This is a genomic window from Bradyrhizobium sp. CSA112, from assembly GCF_029051645.1.
Lineage (GTDB): Bacteria > Pseudomonadota > Alphaproteobacteria > Rhizobiales > Xanthobacteraceae > Bradyrhizobium.
On sequence record NZ_JAACFS010000023.1, the window covers coordinates 20203 to 40887 of the forward strand.

The 20685-nt window shown below is 63.5% G+C and carries 17 protein-coding genes; 8 read left to right on the top strand and 9 right to left on the bottom strand.

The window, feature by feature from the left end; genetic code table 11:
* Positions 1 to 44 precede the first annotated feature (44 nt).
* Entirely contained in the window at positions 45 to 272 is a 228-nt protein-coding gene (locus GWE18_RS28440) for a hypothetical protein (RefSeq protein ID WP_275189019.1), read from the bottom strand.
* A gap of 376 nt (positions 273 to 648) precedes the next feature.
* On the opposite strand from GWE18_RS28440, the gene GWE18_RS28445 reads away from it, so the two are divergent.
* Positions 649 to 1929 carry an amidohydrolase/deacetylase family metallohydrolase gene (locus tag GWE18_RS28445; RefSeq protein ID WP_275189021.1) on the top strand — a complete coding sequence of 427 codons (1281 nt, stop codon included), beginning with the start codon at positions 649 to 651 and terminating at the stop codon, positions 1927 to 1929.
* Between the two features lie 18 nt (positions 1930 to 1947).
* Here GWE18_RS28445 and GWE18_RS28450 read toward each other — a convergent pair whose 3' ends face one another.
* A complete protein-coding gene (locus GWE18_RS28450; protein WP_275189022.1) occupies positions 1948 to 3648 on the bottom strand; it encodes an FAD-dependent oxidoreductase in 1701 nt (566 codons plus the stop codon).
* Between the two features lie 38 nt (positions 3649 to 3686).
* Here GWE18_RS28450 and GWE18_RS28455 point away from each other — a divergent pair, with 38 nt between their 5' ends.
* Positions 3687 to 4691 carry a tripartite tricarboxylate transporter substrate binding protein gene (locus tag GWE18_RS28455; protein ID WP_275189023.1) on the top strand — a complete coding sequence of 335 codons (1005 nt, stop codon included), beginning with the start codon at positions 3687 to 3689 and terminating at the stop codon, positions 4689 to 4691.
* Between the two features lie 75 nt (positions 4692 to 4766).
* Here GWE18_RS28455 and GWE18_RS28460 read toward each other — a convergent pair whose 3' ends face one another.
* Genes GWE18_RS28460 through GWE18_RS28470 form a run of 3 tightly spaced genes read right to left on the bottom strand, consistent with a single transcriptional unit; the run spans position 4767 to position 7270 of the window.
* On the bottom strand, positions 4767 to 5645 hold the full coding sequence (locus GWE18_RS28460; protein ID WP_275189024.1) for a DMT family transporter: 879 nt from the start codon (positions 5643 to 5645) through the stop codon (positions 4767 to 4769).
* Between the two features lie 40 nt (positions 5646 to 5685).
* A complete protein-coding gene (locus tag GWE18_RS28465) occupies positions 5686 to 6930 on the bottom strand; it encodes a PLP-dependent aminotransferase family protein (RefSeq protein WP_275189025.1) in 1245 nt (414 codons plus the stop codon).
* A 58-nt stretch (positions 6931 to 6988) separates the two neighbouring features.
* Positions 6989 to 7270 carry a hypothetical protein gene (locus GWE18_RS28470; protein ID WP_275189117.1) on the bottom strand — a complete coding sequence of 94 codons (282 nt, stop codon included), beginning with the start codon at positions 7268 to 7270 and terminating at the stop codon, positions 6989 to 6991.
* Here GWE18_RS28470 and GWE18_RS28475 point away from each other — a divergent pair.
* From GWE18_RS28475 to GWE18_RS28490, 4 genes are all read left to right on the top strand, one after another.
* Positions 7269 to 8996, top strand: a complete 1728-nt coding sequence (locus tag GWE18_RS28475) for a cation:proton antiporter (RefSeq protein WP_275189026.1) — start codon at positions 7269 to 7271, stop codon at positions 8994 to 8996. The genes GWE18_RS28470 and GWE18_RS28475 overlap by 2 nt on opposite strands.
* Positions 8997 to 9217: 221 nt before the next feature.
* Positions 9218 to 10291 carry a 3,4-dihydroxy-2-butanone-4-phosphate synthase gene (ribB, locus tag GWE18_RS28480; protein WP_275189027.1) on the top strand — a complete coding sequence of 358 codons (1074 nt, stop codon included), beginning with the start codon at positions 9218 to 9220 and terminating at the stop codon, positions 10289 to 10291.
* A gap of 176 nt (positions 10292 to 10467) precedes the next feature.
* Positions 10468 to 11682 (top strand): acyl-CoA dehydrogenase, encoded by a 1215-nt coding sequence (locus tag GWE18_RS28485; protein ID WP_275189028.1) that lies wholly within the window; start codon positions 10468 to 10470, stop codon positions 11680 to 11682.
* Positions 11683 to 11812: 130 nt separating this feature from the next.
* Positions 11813 to 12733 (top strand): MBL fold metallo-hydrolase, encoded by a 921-nt coding sequence (locus GWE18_RS28490; protein WP_275189029.1) that lies wholly within the window; start codon positions 11813 to 11815, stop codon positions 12731 to 12733.
* 200 nt (positions 12734 to 12933) lie between these two features.
* On the opposite strand, the gene GWE18_RS28495 is transcribed toward GWE18_RS28490, so the two are convergent.
* Positions 12934 to 13791, bottom strand: coding sequence for a DUF1499 domain-containing protein (locus tag GWE18_RS28495; RefSeq protein WP_275189030.1), 858 nt, complete (start codon positions 13789 to 13791; stop codon positions 12934 to 12936).
* 456 nt (positions 13792 to 14247) lie between these two features.
* On the opposite strand from GWE18_RS28495, the gene GWE18_RS28500 reads away from it, so the two are divergent.
* Entirely contained in the window at positions 14248 to 15468 is a 1221-nt protein-coding gene (locus tag GWE18_RS28500; RefSeq protein ID WP_275189031.1) for a hypothetical protein, read from the top strand.
* 75 nt (positions 15469 to 15543) lie between these two features.
* Here GWE18_RS28500 and GWE18_RS28505 read toward each other — a convergent pair whose 3' ends face one another.
* Positions 15544 to 16440, bottom strand: coding sequence for a LysR family transcriptional regulator (locus GWE18_RS28505; protein WP_275189032.1), 897 nt, complete (start codon positions 16438 to 16440; stop codon positions 15544 to 15546).
* A 522-nt stretch (positions 16441 to 16962) separates the two neighbouring features.
* Positions 16963 to 18591, bottom strand: a complete 1629-nt coding sequence (locus GWE18_RS28510; RefSeq protein ID WP_275189033.1) for a fatty-acid--CoA ligase — start codon at positions 18589 to 18591, stop codon at positions 16963 to 16965.
* 86 nt (positions 18592 to 18677) lie between these two features.
* Between GWE18_RS28510 and GWE18_RS28515 the strand changes: the two genes are divergently transcribed.
* On the top strand, positions 18678 to 19850 hold the full coding sequence (locus GWE18_RS28515; protein WP_275189034.1) for an extensin family protein: 1173 nt from the start codon (positions 18678 to 18680) through the stop codon (positions 19848 to 19850).
* 32 nt (positions 19851 to 19882) lie between these two features.
* On the opposite strand, the gene GWE18_RS28520 is transcribed toward GWE18_RS28515, so the two are convergent.
* Positions 19883 to 20572 (bottom strand): L,D-transpeptidase, encoded by a 690-nt coding sequence (locus tag GWE18_RS28520; RefSeq protein WP_275189035.1) that lies wholly within the window; start codon positions 20570 to 20572, stop codon positions 19883 to 19885.
* Positions 20573 to 20685: the final 113 nt, after the last annotated feature.

Here is a 20685-nt window from a genome sequence, read left to right on the forward strand (position 1 = left end):
CCATTTTCCGTTTGAGACCTCGTTCCGTTCGAGGCCCCGGTGCCTCAGTAGCGATGCTTCTTGATGATCACGACCTTGTCGCGATGACCATGCCGCCATCCGCGATGGTAGCCGCGGCCGCGGTGCCCTCGGAATTCGGCACGCGCGCCGTAGCCGTGGTGATGGCCGTGATAACCGCCACGCTTGATCACGACGGTCTCGGCGCTCGCAATCGACGGCGCCGCGATGATGATCGCGCCAAGCGCGGCGATAGCGTATCCAAGCTTCTTCATTCCAATTCTCCTCAATTGAGCGAAGACAAAACATTGGATTGCGGGGAACGTTCCCGCGGAACCTCAAGAGAATTCTGAACGCTTGTTCAGATGCGTGCGTCGCGCTGCGTCGGCCGTTCGACCTTTGGATAGATTCGTAGGATGGGTGGAGCGAAGCGATACCCACCAACGCCAGCGCTTGTGGGCGATGGGTATCGCTTCGCTCCACCCATCCTACGTGGATGTAGCCGCCGGTGGATCAAAACGCGTCGGTCTGCCCACTCATGGATCGTCGGCACCACGATTGGCTTTGCGTGGGACGATGGACGCCCTGCTTGCGGAACGCCGGTGCCGGGCGCATCATCGCGCCATAAAAATCACAGGGGGGAGTGTTGCCATGAGCGGGGTTTCACGCCGTCATTTTCTGGGTCTGACCGGCTCGGCCGCGGTCGCAGCCATGTCGGGACCTGTCAACGCCGCGATGGGGCCGAATGACAAGTTCGACCTCGTGATCAAGGGCGGCGATGTGCTGGATCCCAGCCAGTCGCTTAGGGGCAAGCGCGACATCGGCATTCGCTGGGGCGTGATCGAGGCGGTCGAGAACGAGATTCCGGCCGCGCGCGCCGCAAAGACCATCGACGCCTCGGGCAAGCTGGTGACGCCCGGCCTGATCGATCTGCATTCCCACGTCTATCCCTACGGCTCGGCGATCGGCATTCCCGCGGACGAACTGGTGCAGGCGCAGGCGACCACCACGGTGGTGTCGGCGGGCGATGCCGGCGTCCACAATCTCGCTGCGCTGCGCCGTTACATCGTCGCGCAATCGCGGGCGCGGATTTACGCCTTCGTCCATATCGCCAACAACGGCCTGTCCGGATTCCCGGTCGCCGAACTCTACAACATCGATTACGCGCAGGTGGAAGCCTGCGCGATGGCGCTGGCCGAAAATCCGGATTTCCTGCTCGGTGTGAAGGTCCGGATGTCGGAGAACGTGATCGCCAAGCACGGCCTGGAGCCGCTGAAGCGTTCGATCAAGGCCTGCGAAATGTGCGGCTGGCCGGCCAAGATGATGGTGCATATCGGCGGCGTCGAGACCAAGGAACTGATGTCTGAGATTCTCAACCTGCTGCGGCCGGGGGACGTGTTGACGCACGCCTATTCCGGCGCCCCGAACATCGCCGGCGCCTTCACCAACATCGTGCAGGATGGAAAACTGTTGCCGGCGGCGCTCGCCGCCAAGCAGCGCGGCGTGATGTTCGATGTCGGCCATGGCGGCGGCAGTTTCGACTTCACGGTGGCGGAGGTGGCGATCCCCGGCGGCTGCACGCCTGATACGATCTCCTCCGACATCCACGTCTTCTCCGGCAATTCGCCGGGCATGCCTTACTTGCCGAACGTCATGAGCAAGTTCATCCCGCTCGGCCTTTCGCTGGAGCAGGTGGTGGCGGCGGCGACGGTGACGCCGGCCAAGATCATCAACCGCGCGCCGAAGATCGGCACGCTGCAGATCGGCGCGCCCGGCGACGTCGCGATCTTGGAGTTGGTCGAGGGGCAGACCTCGTTCGTCGACACCCGCAACAACAAGCGCGAGGGCAAGCTGCTGCTCAAGCCGGTGCAGACTGTGATTAACGGCGTGCCGTTCGGTCGGCCCTACCAGGCGCCGTTCGCGGTGCGATGAGGGATCGCGCCGCTGGCCTCAGGCGGAAGCGGGCCCGTCGGCTCGGCCGATCAGCTTCCTGACCAGCGGCTCGGGATCATCAGGGATGGCGTCGCCCCGCCAGGCGACGTGCTGATCGGTGCGCGCAAGGATGAGCTTTGGGCCGCCGGGCGGCTGCGCTTCGTTGGCGGGGACGTCGACAATCCCAAACGGAACGCCATTGGCGCGCATCGCCTCAGCCAAGGGCTCAACCGCGATGTCCGGGTCGTATCGCAACAGGGTGTAGCCCGGCCCGAGCGCATCATAGACCGGCCGTCCGTCGGACAATGTCGCGAACGGAAGCCGGCAGCCCGGCGTCGAGGACGGCGTGAACTCCGCCATCGTAAAACCCGGCTGCTCGGCGCCGTCATAGGCGATGATCGGGGAGCGATCGTAGAAATAGCCAAAGTTGAGGCCGGCGCAGCAATATTGCTGCACGTTCAAATCATAGGCCGCTTGCCCCACTTGCTGGCGGACGGCGTCGCCCTCCGGCCCCGGCTGCTCGATCGCATCGGGAACGGTGCGACGCTGGCTCAACACCTTGCCCGCCATCTCCATCGCAAAGCGGGACACTTGCTCGGTGATCGGAAGGCGCTCGGCTTCATAGGCATCGAGGATGGCGACGTCGGCCCATCCCTGCAGATAGGCGGCCAGCAGCCAGGCGAGGTTGGTTGCATCAGCGATCCCGGCATTCATCCCGTAGCCGGCATAGGGCATCCACAAATGCGCGGCGTCGCCACAGATGAACGCACGCCCCTTGCGAAACCGGTCGGCAACAAGGCGGCGGCCGACCCAATCCTCCTTGCTCAGGACCTCGTATTCGAAGTCAGGGCCGACGCCGAGAATGGCACGGATCGAGGTGTCGCGATCGACAGATTCGAAGGTCTCGTCCTCGCGATTGAGGTGGTTGTGGATCAGCCATTTCTCCCGGCCGTCGATCGCGACCACCGTTCCGCAGCGCCGCGGATTGAGCGACAGCGTCATCCAGGCAGGACGGTCCATAAGCTCGATCAGGCCGGGCGCGTGTATGTAGGTCGATTGCACGCGCTGGATGATCGGTGTTCCCTGCAAATTCGCATCGATGGCCTTGCGAACGAGCGAGCGCGCCCCATCGCAGCCGACGATGAAGTCGGCATGAATCTGCGAAGCAGTTCCGGTATCGAGGTTCCGGACGGTCGCAACGATGCCGTCATTGCCTTCGCTGAAGTCTTCGAACGCGGTGCGGTTTAGAATCTGAAGCCCGTCGATAGCAGCGGCGTGGGCGAACAGCACGGGTTCCATGTAGATCTGGTTGATACGGTGCGGCGGCTCGGCCGTCAGCCAGTCGGTATCGGGTCCACCAGTGGCGGTATAGCGATCGCGCCGGCAGGGAATCAGGATGCGCGAAAGCTCGATGCCCGTTGCTGTTGTGCGGTAAGAGCAATCGTTCGGGTAGTCGGCCGGCAGTCCGGTGTCGCGCAGCTTCTGCGCCAGCCCGAGCCGGCGGAAGATCTCCATCGAACGCGATGAGACATGGTTGCACTTCACGCTCGGCGGCTCGCCGGCCGAGCGCGTTTCCACTGTCGTGACGGATATTCCACGCAGCGCGAGGTCCATGGCGAGCGTTAGCCCGACCGGACCGGCGCCGACCACGAGAACAGAACAGGTCTTCACCTTGTCGCTCACTGCCTTGTCGCTTGCTGCGTGGGGACGATCATGCATAACTGCTAGCCACAAAAAATTTCATCGGGGAGACGTGGATGTTTCGATCGATGCGGCAGCGCGTAGCCTTGCGTCCTGTTGCCTTGGGCCTTGTTGTCATGTTCTCGCTGCTGTCGCCATTGGCAGCCAGTATAGCAAACGCATATCCCGATCAGCCGATCAAGATCATCGTGTCGTTTCCGCCCGGCGGCAGTGCCGATATCGTGATCCGTGCCCTGCAGCCGGCGCTGGCGGAGGAATTGCGTCAGCCGATCGTCATCGAAAATCGAGCGGGAGCGGGCGGCAACATCGGAATTGGCGCCGTGGCGCAGGCCGCGCCGGACGGCTATACGGTCGGCGTCGCCGCAGCGGGCGTGCTCACGGTCAATCCTCACCTCAATCGCGCGGCGATGCCCTTCGATCCGTTGAAGGATCTTGTGCCCGTCACCTTGCTGGCGGAAATCCCGTTCGTGTTGGTTGCATCGCAAAAATCAGAAATTTCTTCAGTCACGGACCTCATTGCGAGGGCCAAGGCCCAACCGCAAAATCTGTCGATCGGCCATGGCGGCAACGGCACCGCCATGCACCTGACCTCGGCGCTGTTCGCGCAAAAGGCGGACATCAGAGTTCAATTGATCGCCTATCGCGGCACCGCGCCGGCTACGACCGACGTTCTTGCCGGCCACATTCCGCTGGCCGTGCTGGATATCCCGGCGTCCCAGCAATTGATCCGGGAGGGCAAGCTCAGGGCGCTCGGGGTCTCTGCCGCCAAGCGCGTCGTATTCCTGCCGGACGTTGCGCCGCTGGCGGAGTTGGGCCTGAGCGGATTTGAATCCGTCGGCTGGTTTGGAATTGTTGCGCCCGCGGGCACGCCGCCCGACATCGTCGGTAAATTGAACGCAGCTTTCGTCAAGGCATTGAGCGATCCCGCGGCCATCGAGAAGATCCGCGTGCTCGGCGCCGAGCCCGCGCCCACCTCGCCCGACGCCTTCGCCAGATTCATTCAGAGCGAAAGCACGAAATGGGGGAAACTGATCGCCGAGGCGGGAATCAAGAGCGAATAAGACGCGTCTCGATCGTGCGGCTATTGCGGATCGCGCTGGTGTTTCGCTGCGAATAGCGCGAAGCCGATCCGGCCGTCAGGCCGGCTGCTTCCGTGCGCGGTTCTCGCCGATGATGTCGGCGACGACGGCTGCCATCACCAAGGCCCCGCCAACGAGCGCCCGCGAACCTGGCGCCTCGTGGAACGCCAGCCACACCCAGAACGGCATCAGCGGTGTTTCCAGCGTTGAGATCAGCGCGGCCTGACCTGATGGCAACAGGCGCAAGGCGAGGAAGAACAGCGTCAGGCCGAGCGCGACCTGAAAGAACCCGAACATTGCGAGAATGAGCAGGTCGTGGCCGGTGACGGCCGCTACCCCCTGGGCAAAAGGAAAGCTGACGATGCTGCCCAGGATATTGGAGACGACTGCGGCGGCGACCATCGACCGATTCTTGTTCCGCCTGACCGCGGCCGTCATGACGGCGATTGCCACGGTGGTGAGGCAGGCCAGCGCAATCCCGAGGACATCGGAACCAATACTGGCATGGCCGACGATGATCACGACGCCGAAGAGCGCGGTCAGGATGGCCAGAACGGTGCGCAGCGCAATCGCCTCCCGCAGCCATATCCACGCGATCGCGGCCGTGACCAGCGGGCCCGTCGCAATGATGACGGCGACATTGGATACGTTCGTCAACTGCAATGACGGAATGAACGCCACCATCGCCAGCGTCGAAAGCGATGCGACCAGCCAGCCGCTTGTGCCCATCTCGGCCAGATCGCGCAAGCTGGTGCGGCCTTGCAGCACCAGCATGATCGCAATGATCATCGCACCGCCGAACAAGCCCCGCCAGAACAGGATGGTCCAGGAATCATAGGGCAGCAGTCGCGTGAAGAACGGCGCCGTGCTCCAGGCTATGGAAGCGCCCACCACGAGCGCAATCCCGATGCGATGCTGCGAATGTGTCCCGGTCATCTCTGGATTTCATCTCCGCGCACGACCGGGTTTCGGGCGCTCAGCTCCGCGCCCGTTTCTCCACATTGGCGATTCTGGCCGGCACGCCAAATTCCTTGCGGCAGACTTCGGCGAGGACGGCGACACCCTCGCGGATCTGCTCATGCGAGGGGCTGGCAAAGCACAGCCGTAAGCGGCTGCCGGCATAGGCCTTGTCGGTCGACCATTCAGGACCGGGATTGATGGCGACGCCCGCGGCAAGCGCGGCCTGATAGAGCTTCAGCGTGTCGACATTGTCGGGAAGTTTCACCCACAGGAAGATCCCTCCCTTGGGATCTTCGAATTCGGCCGCGGTGCCGAACTGCTCGTTGAGCGCTTCCATCAGCGTGTCGAGCTTCGCGCGCAGGCCGCGCGTCAGCTTCGGCACATGGGTGGAAAAATGCGGCGCGCAATATTCCGCCAGCACCATCTGCTCCAGCGCGCCACTTCCGGCGTCGGTCTTCAGCGCCAGCATCCGCGACATCATTTCCCAGGGCGCGACGATGAAGCCGACCCGCAATGCGGGCGCGATCGATTTCGAGAACGAGCCGATGTGAATGACGCCGCCGTGCCGGCTCATGGCATAGATCGCGGGCGGACGCTCACCGCTCCAGATCAGATCGGCGTAGCAATCGTCTTCGAAGATCGGCACGCCGTATTCCTGCGACAGTTTCAGCATCTCCGCGCGCCGCGTCTGTGGCAGGATCGAGCCGGTCGGGTTTTGCACGGTCGGAATGGTGTAGATGTATTTCGGCGTGATGCCGCGCCGCTTGTGGTCGGCGAGCGCCGCCGCCAGCGCGTCCATCCGCATGCCCTGATCGTCCAGGGGAATGCCGACCGCCTTGACGCCGAGCCGCGTCAGCCGGTTCAGCGCGCCCTGATAGGTCTCCTGTTCGACCAGCACGGTATCGCCGCGCGCCAGTAGCGTTTGATTGACGAGGTCGAGCGCCTGCAGCGAGCCCGAGACGATCAGGATGTCGTCGGCGCTGCAGGCGATGCCGGCGTCACGCTTGAGTTTGGCGGTGAGGAATTCGCGCAACGGGCGATAGCCCTGCGGCCCGCTGGCAAGCCCGTAGGTCGCAAGCGTCTTGCCCTCGCGCCTGAGCACGGCGTTGACCGCCTCGATCAGGCCGTCGACCGGCACCTGCTCGGGATCGTTGTTGCCGCCGACGAAGCTGTATTTGGCGAGACCCGTCCACCGCGCTGCCGGCGCCGGCAATCCGGCTGGCAGCAAGGGCGCAAAGTCGAAGGGGGTTGCGGTAGACATGGATATTCACTCCCGTTTTGTTTTTCGTTGAGAAGGCCGCTCGCGGGCTTCCGGCAGGCTAGTTCTTGCTGATCCTGGTCGGCCGTCCCTGGCTGATGAAGGCATAATGCCCGCCGACGCCGCTGAACATCAGCGCCCCGGCCGTGGATTCGGCGATTTCGCCGGAGGCGGCGAAGTTCTGTTCGATGGTCCCGGTCTGCGCACCGGCGGCCGCACAGTTCAGGATCGACAGCGCGGCCAGAATCGCGAAAAGAAGGCTGCTACCGCCGCTGTGACACATTGCTTGTTTGACCCCCGCACCGGGACCTCTAGGTTGGGGCAGGGGAAAGTCCGGAACCATGCACGAGCTTATTCGCGATATCACCTTATCCATCCTGTTCGCCTGGGGGCTCGGCCTGCTGGCGCATTTTTCTCGGCAGCCGCTGATCCTGGCCTACCTTATCGCCGGGTTCGTCATAGGTCCATTCGGCATGCGCTGGGTCGAGTCCCAGGAATCGATCACCGTCATCTCCGAGCTTGGCCTGATCTTCATGCTGTTCATGATCGGGCTGGAAATCGACCTGAAGAAGATCGTGCGCGCCGGCAAGGTCATCCTGTTTGCCGCCGGCGGGCAATTATTCGGCGGCGTCCTGCTCGGAATATTGTTCTTTATCGGGATCGGCCTGTCGATGGGCAACGGCCATTTCGACGCGCTGTATCTGTGCGTCGCCTGCGCGCTGTCGAGCACGGTCATCATCGTCAAGGTGCTGTACGAGAAGCGCGAGCTCGACACGCTGCCGGGGCGGATCACGCTCGGCGTGCTGGTGCTGCAGGATATCTTCGCGATCCTGTTCCTGGCGGTGCAGCCGAGCCTCGACAATCTGCAGGTGAGCGTGATCCTGATCTCGATCGGCCGGGTCGGCGTGCTGGTGGCGACCGCGCTGGTGCTGAGCCGCTATGTGCTGCCGTGGCTGTTTCACCACATCGCGCGCCGGCCGGAACTGGTCCTGCTCGGCGCACTGGCCTGGTGCTTCCTGATCGGCGAGATCGCCGAGAAGCTGCATCTGTCGCGCGAGATGGGCTCGCTGGTGGCGGGCGTTTCGCTGTCGACGTTCCCCTATGCGCTCGACGTCACCGCCAAGGTGACCACGCTGCGCGACTTCTTCATCACGCTGTTCTTCGTCTCGCTCGGCATGACGATCCCGATCCCCGGAGCCTCGGTGATCGGGCTGGCGCTGATGATTGCCGCCTTCACGGTCGTCAGCCGCGTGGTGACGACGTTCGCGCCGCTCTACCTGATGAAGCAGGGCCTGCGGGCGAGCCTCTTGCCGGCGATCAACCTGGCGCAGATCTCGGAATTCTCGCTGGTCGTGATCCAAACCGGCGTTGCCGCGCGACATATCAGCACCGAGACGTCGAGCGCGGCGTCATTCGCCTTCGTGGTGCTGGCGGTCCTGAGCACCTTCGTCATGGGCCGCAGCGACCAGGTCACGCGCGGACTGATCGGTCCGTTGAAGCGGATCGGCTTGCGCGATCTCGATCACAAGCATGAGGCCGACGCCGGACATGAGGGCGCGCATGGGGAGGCGCGCCGGATCGTCATTCTCGGTTTCTTCCGCGCTGCCAGCGCGCTGTTGAGCGAGATCGAGCGGCACAGTCCGGCGGTTCTCGAACAGATCACCGTGATCGATTTCAATCCGCTGGTGTTCCGGACCTTGACCGATCGCGGCATGCACGTAGTCTATGGCGACATCAGCAGCGTCGATACGCTGGTGCATGCAGGCGTCGGCAAGGCCGAACTGATCATCCTCAGCATCCCGGACTCGCTGTTGAAGGGCGCCGACAACGAAAAGCTGGTCCGGCATGTCCGCTCGCTGAACCCGACCGCCAAGATCGTCGCCACCGCGGAGATCCTGGCCAGCGTCAACGACCTCTACGAGGCCGGCGCCGACTACGTGACGGTGACCAGGCTCAGCGACGCCGACGAGCTCTATAAGGTCATTGAGGCAGCCCAGGCCGGGCTTTTGGAAGACAAGCGCGCCGAGACCGACGCGCTGCTCAGCGAGCGCCGCGAGGTGCTACCGTAGAAGCGGGCCCTGCGTAGCCCGGATGAAGCGAAGCGAAATCCGGGACTCTCGCAAAACCGGGTGGACTTTCCCGGATTGCGCTTCGCTCCATCCGGGCTACAGGCTCCATCCGGGCTACGGCCGGTATGCCTGCGGGCGCCGTTCTGCCCTGCGTATTGACGCTGGCGCTGACCATTGAGTCCGGCTAATGCACTGGCTGTAAATAGCGAGATTTTGGAAAAATGGCCGATACCATCCAGGAAGTTCTGCAAGCCTTTGCCAAGGGTGAACTCGTCGTCGTCACCGACGATGATGACCGGGAGGGCGAGGGCGATCTGATTGTCGCGGCCTCGCTCTGCACCGCGGAGAAGATGGCATTCATAATCCGCCATACGTCCGGCATCGTCTGCGCGCCGATCACCACCGACGATGCGCGCCGGCTGCGGCTCGATCCGATGGTGGCGCACAACGAGTCCAACCACACCACCGCCTTCACGGTCTCGATCGACTACAAGCCCGATGGCGGCACCGGCATTTCGGCGGACGAACGCGCCTCGTGCTGCCGCGCGCTCGCCAACCCCAACGCCGGCGCCAACGACTTTGCCCGGCCCGGTCACATCTTCCCGCTGATCGCCCGCGACGGCGGCGTGCTCTTGCGCTCCGGCCATACCGAGGCGGCCGTCGATCTATGCAAGCTCTCCGGCCTGCCGCCGGTCGGCGTCATCTCTGAGTTGATGAACGACGACGGCACCGTGATGAAGGGCGAGCAGGTCGCGCGCTTCGCCGCCGCCCACAAGCTCAAGCACGTCACGATCGCTGACATGATCGCCTACCGCCAGGCGCGCGAGAAACTGATCGAGCGGGTCGCGACCTTCACCACCGACAGCCCGATCGGTCCGTTGCAGGGCTATGCGTATCGCTCGCCGTTCGACGAAATTGCGCATGCCGCCTTTGTCTATAACGGCGTCGGCGACGGCAAGAACGTGCTGACGCGGCTGCACAAGCCCAACATCGTCAAGGACCTCTTCACCGGCCAGGCGCGCATGCAGATCGTGCTGGACCATTTCAAGAAGGCCGGCCGCGGCGTGCTGGTCTATCTGCGCGACGGCGCCGCCGGGGTTCCCGTCGAGCCGGTCGGCGAACAGAGAACCGCTGAAGCCGATCGCCATCGGCAATGGCGTGAAGTCGGCGTCGGCGCCCAGATCCTGCGCGATCTCGGCATCACCTCGATCGTCAACCTCACGTCGTCGGTACACGACTACAAGGGACTGTCCGGTTTCGGCATCGAGATCGTTTCCAACGAAAAGTTGGAGTAGTCGTCATTCCGGGGCGATGCGCAGCATCGAACCCGGAATCTCGAGATTCCGGGTCTGCGCTTCGCGCATCCCGGAATGACAGGTGAGAGACGTCACCCAATCCAATTGCGCTTCTGCCGAGAGCGCATTAATTTGTTGACAATTTCCAACAGGACAGTGATGCGAAAGGGATTTTCATGAGCGTGCGGCCTCAGACCAAGGACAAGCCGACTACTGCGGGTTTCCAGTGGGACGATCCGTTCCTGCTCGATGATCAGCTTACCGAAGACGAGCGCATGATCCGCGACACCGCGCGCGCCTATGCCCAGGACAAGCTGTTGCCGCGTATCGTCAAGGCCTATCTCGAAGAGAAGACCGACCGCGAGATCTTCAACGAGATGGGCGAACTCGGCCTTATCGGGATAACGCTGCCCGAGGAATATGGCTGCGCGAACGCGAGCTACGTCGCCTATGGCCTGGTGGCGCGCGAGATCGAGCGCGTCGATTCCGGCTATCGTTCGATGAACTCGGTGCAGTCGTCACTGGTGATGTATCCGATCTACGCCTATGGCGACGAGAACCAGCGCAAGAAATACCTGCCGAAGCTCGCGACCGGCGAGTGGGTCGGCTGCTTCGGCCTGACCGAGCCGGATGCCGGTTCCGATCCCAATGGCATGAAGACCCGCGCCGAGAAGGTCTCCGACGGTTATCGCATCAGCGGCAGCAAGATGTGGATTTCCAACGCGCCGATCGCCGACGTCTTTGTCGTCTGGGCGAAATCGGCGGCGCATGACAACCAGATCCGCGGCTTCATTCTCGAAAAGGGCATGAAGGGCCTGTCGGCGCCGAAGATCGGCGGCAAGCTTTCATTGCGCGCCTCGATCACCGGCGAGATCGTGATGGACGGCGTGGTGGTGCCGGAAAGCGCGCTGCTGCCTAACGTAAGCGGCCTGAAGGGTCCGTTCGGCTGCCTCAACCGCGCCCGCTACGGCATCTCATGGGGTGCGATGGGCGCGGCCGAAGACTGCATGCATCGCGCGCGGCAATACACGCTTGATCGCAAGCAGTTCAATCGGCCGCTGGCGGCAACGCAACTGGTGCAGAAGAAGCTCGCCGACATGGAGACCGAAATCGCGCTCGGGCTGCAGGCCTCATTGCGCGTCGGCCGCCTGATGGACGAGGGCAAGATGGCGCCTGAGATGATCTCGATCGTCAAGCGCAACAATTGCGGCAAGGCGCTCGACATCGCGCGGGTGTCCCGCGACATGCACGGCGGCAACGGCATCCAGATCGAGTACCACGTGATGCGCCACACCGCGAATTTGGAAACCGTCAACACCTACGAGGGCACCCACGACGTCCACGCGCTGATCCTCGGCCGGGCAATCACCGGCATTCAGGCGTTTTCGTAGACCACTTGCTCGTCATTCCGGGGCGATGCGAAGCATCGAACCCGGAATCTTGAGCCGTATTCTTTTTCCCCACCTCGGGATTCCGGGTTCATCGCTGCGCGACGCCCCGGAATGACGCCAAGAAAAAACCATGGCCGACAACGACGACATCCCGTTCAACCGCGACTTCCCGCTCAAGCCCGGCGTCGTCGACGAAGCCCGTCCCGGCGTGCGGCGCGTTCTCTGCAATAATCCGAGCCCGTTCACCTTCACCGGCACGGTCAGCTACATCGTTGGCAAGGGCAACGTTGCGATCATCGATCCCGGGCCTGATGACGAGGCGCATGCCAAAGCGCTGCTCGACGCGGTGCGCGGCGAGACGGTGACGCATATTCTCGTCACCCACACCCATCGCGACCATTCGCCGAACACCGCGCGGATCAAGGCCGCCACCGGCGCGCCCGTCTATGCCGAGGGGCCGCATCGCGCCTCGCGGCCGCGCTTCGAGAGCGAGAAGCACAATCCGGAGTCGGGCGCCGACCGCGATTTCAGGCCCGACATCGAGGTGAAGAACGGCGACGTCATCGAAGGGCAGGGCTGGGCGCTGGAGGCGGTCGCAACGCCCGGCCACACCGCCAATCATCTGGCGTTCGCGTGGCCTGATCGAAAGATCAATTTCGTCGGCGATCACGTGATGGGCTGGTCGACCTCGATCGTGGCGCCGCCGGACGGATCGATGATCGACTACATGGCTTCGCTGGCGCGGCTGGAAGCCCGCGAGGAGGATCTGTATTTTTCTGGCCACGGGCCGGAAATTCCGGAAGGGCCGCGTTACGTCCGTTTCCTGACCCGGCACCGTCAGGCCCGCGAAGCCTCGATCCTGCACCGGCTCGCCAAGGGCGAGGCCGACATCCCTACCATGGTGCGCGCGATCTATATCGGCATCGACCCGCGCCTGACCAACGCCGCCGGCTATTCCGTGCTGGCCCATCTGGAAGATCTGGTCGCGCGGGGGATCGTGGCGACCGACGGCGATCCGGTGATCGGCGGCACGTACCGGATGGCTTCTTAACCTCTCCCCGCTTGCGGTGAGAGGTCGGATCGCCTCGGCGATGCGAAGCATCGTCCGGTGCGATCCGGGTGGGGTACAGATCAATCAGCAGGCATCAGTATCTGCGGATAGAGCCCCTCACCCCAACCCTCTAAGAGCGAGCTTCGCTCGTCTCGACCCCGCAAGAGCGGGGCGAGGGAACGCACTCTCTCCGCGCCGCGCTAGCTGCCCTTCTTCACATTCTTCGCCTGGGCTTTCGCCGGCGCCTGTGGCTTCTTCGGCACCACCGGTTTGGCGTTGTCGACGGCCGCGTTGATGTCCTCGATCAGCTTGGAGACGCGCGCGGCGTTGCTGCCGAGGTCGCTTTCGAAATAGCGCGAGGAGGAGCGGATATCGACGCGCGATTCGTCGCCGTCGGGCGTGATGCGGATCGAGACGTCCTCGCGAAATCCCATGATCGGCGTCCGCGCCACCGCCTCGATGCGGCCGATGCGGCGCGGCGGCTGTGGCGGCCGTTCGTCGATCACGAGCCATTTGCGCTTGTTGACCAGCCCCAGCGTTACCTCATAGGCCCGCTGCGGCGGAACTTCGAGTTCCACGGTCTCGACGTCGGGGTAGGCGATCCGTTGCTGTTCGGCCGAATAGAGCCCGGCATAGACCGCGGAATTGGTGCCTTCGCCGCTGCGCAGCCGCGCCAGCGCCTCGAAGCGGGGCGGATCGATCGGATCGGTGGTGATGTCGTGGATCGGCGGCAGCTTGCGGTATTGCAGGGCGAGATAGGCCGGGTAGGCGAGGATGAGGGCGTTGATCAGGAACGCCAGCAGGATCCGGCCCATGCCGCGCGAGCCGTTCTGCCAGATCGCGGCAAAGGCGGCGAGGCCGACCAGGATCGAAAGCACGGCGCAGCCGAGCGCGCCGAAGAAGGTCGCCAGCGCCGGCTTCATCTCAAGGAAGCCGAAGCGGACGATGATGATCGAGACCGCCACGGCGACCACGGAGAAGATGGCGAGGTTGCGCGACCAGGTGGCGAGGCTGGACACGGGCTCCGACTGATAGGGAGCGGAAAACCTTCGGGCCATCGATGTAATCTGCCGGGTTGAAATCTGTCTGGCCGACCGGCGGGCCGGACTGCAAACTCGCAGCTTGAGACCACGGCGGGGCGCCAATTTCAAGGTTTGCAGGCGATACTAATCGGGCAATGTGCAGGCTACATCAACTTTACCGGTTAACTATCCCTGTAAATTGATTGTTAGTTGTAGATTGAAGTTTGTCCAATTTTTGTCTACCTCTCGCCGCCGGGTTGTCGTATTTGCCGTTACACGGGACTGTCCTGCGCGGGACACGGCGAACACCAACCCAAAGTGGAAACGGCGGGCGTCAGCCGGAAGCGCTGCAGGATGATCTCAACCTCCGGTCCTTGTTACCGGGCGGAGCCGCAAGCTTGCGGTTGCGCCCATCCGGAGTTTCAGTGATCATAGGCGCAATCGGCATACGTCCGCGGGGTGGCGGAAGCCCCATCAGGGCGAGTGTTCAGTATGAGTGATGCAAAGCACGAAAGACATCTCGGCCCGAACGATCCGGAATACTATGCGCCGCGCGAACTGAGGGAGCGGACGGCCGGCGAACTGCCGAGCCCTACGCTCATGCAGCAGGACGACGGGTGGCGTCCGCGATCGACGACGGAAGGAGCGCCCTTGCAGCCATTCGGTAAGCCTCCACGCCGCCAGGATTCGGAAATGTTCACCAAAGCCGTCGCGCAGGCCATGCAGGAGGCGCGGGAGATCGCGCCGGTCGAAGCGCCATCCGTGCTCCGCGACCTGTCCGGGCGCCGCGCATTGCTTCAGCAGGTCATCCGCTTTTCGATCGCGGTGGCGATTGCGGCGAGCATCGCGACGCTTCTCGTTATGGCGATTCCGTCTTCGCAGCGCCCCGCAGGGCAGGACAGCGCGTCGCTTTCGGCGGCCTGGCAGTCGGTGAAATCGTCGGTGGCTCCGGCACCGCAGCCGGCACCGCCACCGAAGCGCACGGCGACCCTGGCCGTGCAGGACGGCAGTGGGTTCACCAACGATCCAGTGCCGCTCGGAATTCACGTCGGTTCGCCGCCGCTCGACGCGTACGTATCGATCAATGGACTGACTGCCGGAGCACGGCTGACGTCAGGCAAGCGTGTCGGCTCCAGCGAGTGGCGTGTGCCGGCCACGGAGATTTCCGGCGTTTCGGTGATTCCGCCTGAAGGATTCACCGGCCAGATGCTGGTGACGGCGGAATTGCGTGACGGTAACGGTGTGGCGCTCACCGGCACCTCCACGCGGCTGACTTGGACGGCCCTGCCAAAGGTCACCGCGCCGCTTGCCGCCGCGGCGCCGCCGGTCGCCGCGCCCCCGGTCGCCGTGGCTGCGGCCGTGCCGCCGCCGGTGACGGCTCCAGCCCCGGCAGCGGTTTCGCGGCCGCAGGCGGACGTCGTGCGCAGCCTCGATCCGAGGGAAATTGCCGGCCTGATCAAACGCGGACAGGACCTGCTCGCCAGCGGCGATGTCCAGTCGGCACGGCTGTTGCTGATGCGCGGCGCCGAGGCGCGGGATGCGCGGGCAGCACTGCTCGTCGGCACGACCTATGATCCGGCGCTGCTCAAGCAGATCGGCGTCGATGGTCCGCTGGCTGATATTGCGCAGGCCCGCATGTGGTATCAGCGGGCAAAGGAATGGGGCGAACCCGACGCGCAGCGAAAGCTGGAGGCGTTGGCGCTCTCGCGCTGATTTGGACGCGGCGCGTCGCACGCGCCCGTCAATTGCATCCGTGAAAATTGGCCTAAACGGCGGTGCTGCGCGTTATCACTGCGCACCGTCCAACTGCGCGATCATGAACTCGGTGAAGGCCTTGACGCGTGGCGTGCGGTGACGGCCGGGCACCGTCACGACATGGATCGGAAACGGCTCGCTCAGATGGGTATCCTCCAGCAGCGGAACGAGCGCGCCTTCCTGGAACGCGCGCGCGACCACGAAGTCGGCCAATCTCGCGATGCCCAGCCCCGCTACCGCAGCGTCGAGCAGCAGGTCGGCATTGTCGCTTGCAAAGGTGCCTGAGATGGCGAGCCGGTTAATGCCTTCATTGGTGTGGAACGGCCATCGATTGAACTGCGCAAAGCCAGTCAGCGTCAGGCAATTGTGCTGCAATAGATCGGCGGGTACGCGCGGTGAACCGTATTTCTCAAGATAGAGCGGGCTGGCGCAGATAAGGCGTCTGGCGTCGGTGATCTTGCGGGCCACGAGGGTTGAGTCGCCAAGCCATCCGGAGCGGATGGCCAGGTCTGCCTGCTCGGCAACAAGGTCAATTTGCCGGTCCGAAACAAGAAGCTCGACGGTGATATCTGGATAGCGGGCGAGGAAGAGCGGAAGCGCGGGACCGAGTATCTGTTTGGCATAGGCTGTCCCAACGCTGATCCTCAAATGGCCGCGCGGAGCACGGCTTCCCGCTGTTATCTCGGCTTCCGCGGCCTCGATCGATGCAAGTATTTCCCGGCTTCGGGCGACGAAAAGCTCCCCTTCCGGGGTCAGGACCAGACGTCGCGTGGTGCGCGTCAGCAGACGGACGCCCAGCCGGTCCTCAATGCGGGTCATGAGCTTGGAGAGCGCTGAAGGCGTGATTCCGAGATCGCTCGCAGCCGCGGCGAAGCTGCCGCGCTCAATGACGCGTACAAAGGCATTCATCTCGGCGGAGGCGCTATTCATGAATCAATTTCACGAATGAAATGAAATTACAGCTTATTATCACCCTTCAGGGATAGAATAAAGTGGCTCCGTCAGCTCATGGAGACAGACAAATGTCAGTGGAAAAGAACTGGAGCGGCGGTCCAAAGCGAGCTGGCAGCGATGATGCTGTCCTGCGCCATCCCAACGGCAGTATCGACATTGGAGCTTACGCAGCGATCGCACACCGCCAGCGGGCTGCAGCGATCGCGTCTTCGATGCTCTCAGCAGTCAGGTTCATGCGGGATGCTGGGGCGGCTATCACCGCGCGCCGTGTTCATAAACAGCCCGCTGCGGGGAAACCCTGCGTTTGATTTGGGGCAGTGCTTATTTGCCGCCGACGATACCACTCGCGCGAGCGCATGGCCCGTCACGCAGGATCAGAAACAGATCGAAATTACGAAAAGCGCGTACATCGCACACTGGTCCGCCGGCGTGCCATCAAATTCCACGCCGGCTCTTTGTTTGAACTGTCCCTCCCGGCAAGGGAGGGACAGATTTGATTCAGGCCGCCGCGTTCGGGAAGCGGTAGCTCTTGAACTGTTCGCGCAACGCGGTCTTCAGGATCTTGCCGGTCGCTGTGTGCGGAATGCCGTCGACGAAGACGACGTCGTCGGGCATCCACCACTTCGCGATCTTGCCATCCATGAACTTCAGGATGTCCTCGCGCGTCGCCTGCTGGCTGGCCTTGAGCTGGACGATCAGCAGCGGACGCTCGTCCCACTTAGGGTGATAGACGCCGATGACAGCGGCTTCCGCGACGGCGGGATGGGCGACTGCGAGGTTTTCCAGATCGATCGATGAAATCCATTCGCCGCCGGACTTGATGACATCCTTGGAGCGATCGGTGATCCGCATGTAGCCATGCGGGTCGATCGTCGCGACGTCGCCGGTGTCGAAATAGCCTTCCTCGTCGAGGATGTCGGTATCGATCTTGAAATAGGCCTTGGCGACCGCAGGTCCGGCCACCTTGAGGCGGCCGAAGGTCTTGCCGTCCCACGGCAGCTCCTTGCCGGCATCGTCGGTGATCTTCATCTCGACGCCGAACGGCGGATAGCCCTGGGTCTGCAGGATGTCGAGCCGTTCCTCGCCGGTGAGTTCGGCGAACGGCGGCTTCAGCGCGGCGACGGTGCCGATCGGGCTCATCTCGGTCATGCCCCAGGCGTGGCGCACCCGAACGCCCATGTCGACGAACGACTTGATCATCGAGCGCGGCATCGCCGAGCCGCCGCACACCACGCTTTTCAGGTGAGGCAGCTTCAGATTTCCGGCCGCCATGTGGTTGAGCAGCATCAGCCACACCGTGGGAACTCCGGCGGTGTGCGTGACCTTCTCGGTATCGAGAAGTTCATAGACCGAAGCGCCGTCGAGCTTCGCGCCCGGCATCACGAGCTTGGTGCCCATCGACGGCGCTGAGAACGCGATGCCCCAGCTATTGGCATGGAACAACGGCACTACCGGCAGCATTGTCTCGGCGGCGCTGGTGCCGAGAGCGTCGACATTGTTGGCCATCAGTCCGTGCAGCACGTTGGAACGGTGCGAATACAACACGCCTTTCGGATCGCCCGTGGTGCCCGAGGTATAGCACATCGCGGCTGCAGTGTTTTCGTCAAAGTCCTTCCACTGGAACTTGCCGTCGGCTTCCGCGATCCAGTCCTCATAGGCGACCGCGTTCTTCAGCGTGGTCTGCGGCATGTTGGCCTTGTCGGTCAGCACGATGTAGCGCTCGACGCTCGGCAGGCTGGCGGCGATCTTTTCCAGGATCGGCACGAAGGTGATATCGGTCATCACCACGCGGTCTTGCGCGTGGTTGATGATCCAGGCGATCTGATCGGGAAACAGCCGCGGATTGACGGTGTGGCAGATCGCGCCGATTCCCATGATGCCGTACCAGGCTTCGAGATGGCGCCAAGTGTTCCAGGCGATGGTGGCGACGCGGTCACCGAGCTTGATGCCGTCGCGGTCGAGCCGTTGCGATACTTTCAGCGCGCGCGCATGAATTTCGGCGTAATTGGTGCGATGAATGGGACCTTCGACCGACCGCGTGACGACCTCTTGCGTGCCGTGATACTTCGCCGCGTGTTCGATAATCCGGTGGCAAAGCAAAGGCCAGTCTTGCATCAATCCGAGCATACGCACTTCCCTCCGATGGTTTTGTTCGTTGCCGCACGATCCGCCGACTGTACGGGCGGACCGCGGGTTGGGTTCGTGGAATTGACATGAACTTTACCGTGCGGAAAGCAAGCCGAAAATGGGTTACTGGCGCCTTTGGCCGCATTGGAGCGGCAATGGTTACCGTTGCCGTCGCGGCAATCCTGATTGGCATGCCAGTCGAGCCGGCCTGGGCGGCGAAACGGTCTCGCGCCGCGCCATGGGCTGACCTGTTCAGGGATATCTCGCCAAGGGAACGGGGAGCGCCGCGGCCAGCGGCGCGCCGCGCGGCGATACCGTTGCCGAAGGCGGCAGTGCCGCTGCCGAAGCCGCGCCCATCCGAGGCCCCATCAGCCGAGCGCGACAAGCCGGACAAGAAGCAACAGGCATCTCCCCCGAACGGCAAGCCGGACCAGCAGGCTGCGCCCGAACCGTCGCCCACGCCACAGCCATCGGCCTGCCGGCTGGCGCTGACGGACCAAGTCGCCATTGCGCCCAGCATCCCCGACATCAAGGGCGCCGGCGGCTGCGGTGGCGAGGATTTGGTGCGGCTGGAGGCGATCGTGCTGCCGGACAAGCGGCGGGTGTCAGTGAAGCCGGCGGCGATCCTGCGCTGTCCCATGGCGACCGCGCTGGCTGACTGGATTCGCAACGACATCGCGCCGCTGGCGATCAGCCTCGGCAGCACGATCTCGGATCTCGATAATTTCAACTCGTACGAATGCCGTGGCCGCAACCGTATCGTCGGTGCCGTGCTTTCCGAGCACGGCCGCGCCAATGCGGTCGACGTTCGCGCCTTCAAGCTCGCCAACGGCCGCTCGATCTCGCTCACCGATCGCACTGTGCCGCGCCAGTTACGTGAAACCGTGCTGCATTCCGCCTGCACGCGGTTCTCGACCGTGCTGGGGCCGGGCTCGGACTGGTACCATGAGGACCACATCCATCTCGACCTGATGGAACGGCGCAATAATTACCGGATCTGCCAGTGGGACGTGTGGGACCCGCTGCCGCAGAAAGCGCCGCTATTGCCGGCCGAGCGGCCCGACGAAGCGCCGCCGCGCGAGGTCGCCGCCAAACCGGACGGCGCCAAGTCTGATGCCGCCAAATCGGGTGCTGCCAAGCCTGGTGCTGCTGCCGAACCTGAAGCCAAAAAATCAAATGCCGAGAAACCGGATGAGGCCGCGCCGTCGCGCCAGGAGAAGCCTGCAACGAAAAAGCGCCGGAAAAACCGGCGCTCTTGATACTCGATTGCGGTGTATGTGACCGGCGTCGGCTAATGGGCCACCGGGCCGGCGTTGCCGCCGCCCTGCAGCGCCATCTTGGAATTGTACGGCGAGTCGCCCTGCTTGGGCTCGAGCACGACCACCACCGTACCGTGCTTCACCCGGCCGTAGAGGTCGATAACGTCCTCGTTGGTCATGCGGATGCAGCCCGACGAGATCGAGGCGCCTATATATTCGGGCTGGTTGGTGCCGTGGATGCGGAACAGCGTGTCCTTGTTGCCCTGGTACAGATAGAGCGCGCGGGCGCCTAGCGGATTGTCGACGCCGCCGGGCACGGAGGCAGGCAGGCCTTCGATACGCTTGTGAATGTCAGCGGTCGGTGTCCATTTCGGCCATTCGGCCATGTTGCCGACGCGGGCGATGCCGGAGAAGGCGAGGGCTTCCTCGCCGACAGTGACGCCATAGCGGATCGCCTTGCCGCCGTCCTGAACCAGATAGAGGTAGTGGTTGTCGGAATCGACGACGATGGTGCCGGGCAGTTCCTTGCGGTGATAGTCCACAATGGCGCGGCGGAACGGCTCTGCCGGCGGAACAGCGGCGTAGCGCGCCTTGGCGAGCTGGGCCTTGTCGTTCGGCTTGAGGTTGGCTTCAGGGGCGGCCTGATAGGTGGTTGCCGGCATGCAGCCGGACAACGCAAGGCCGACGGCGAGCAGCCCCAAGATTACTTTCAGCGACGACATGGGTACACTTCCAATCGAAAGTCTGGCGTTCGCAGCAACAATCTTGCGCCAAAAACGCGACGATTCCATTAATCCCAGTATCCGCAAAAACCGGCAGATATGCCAGCATTTGC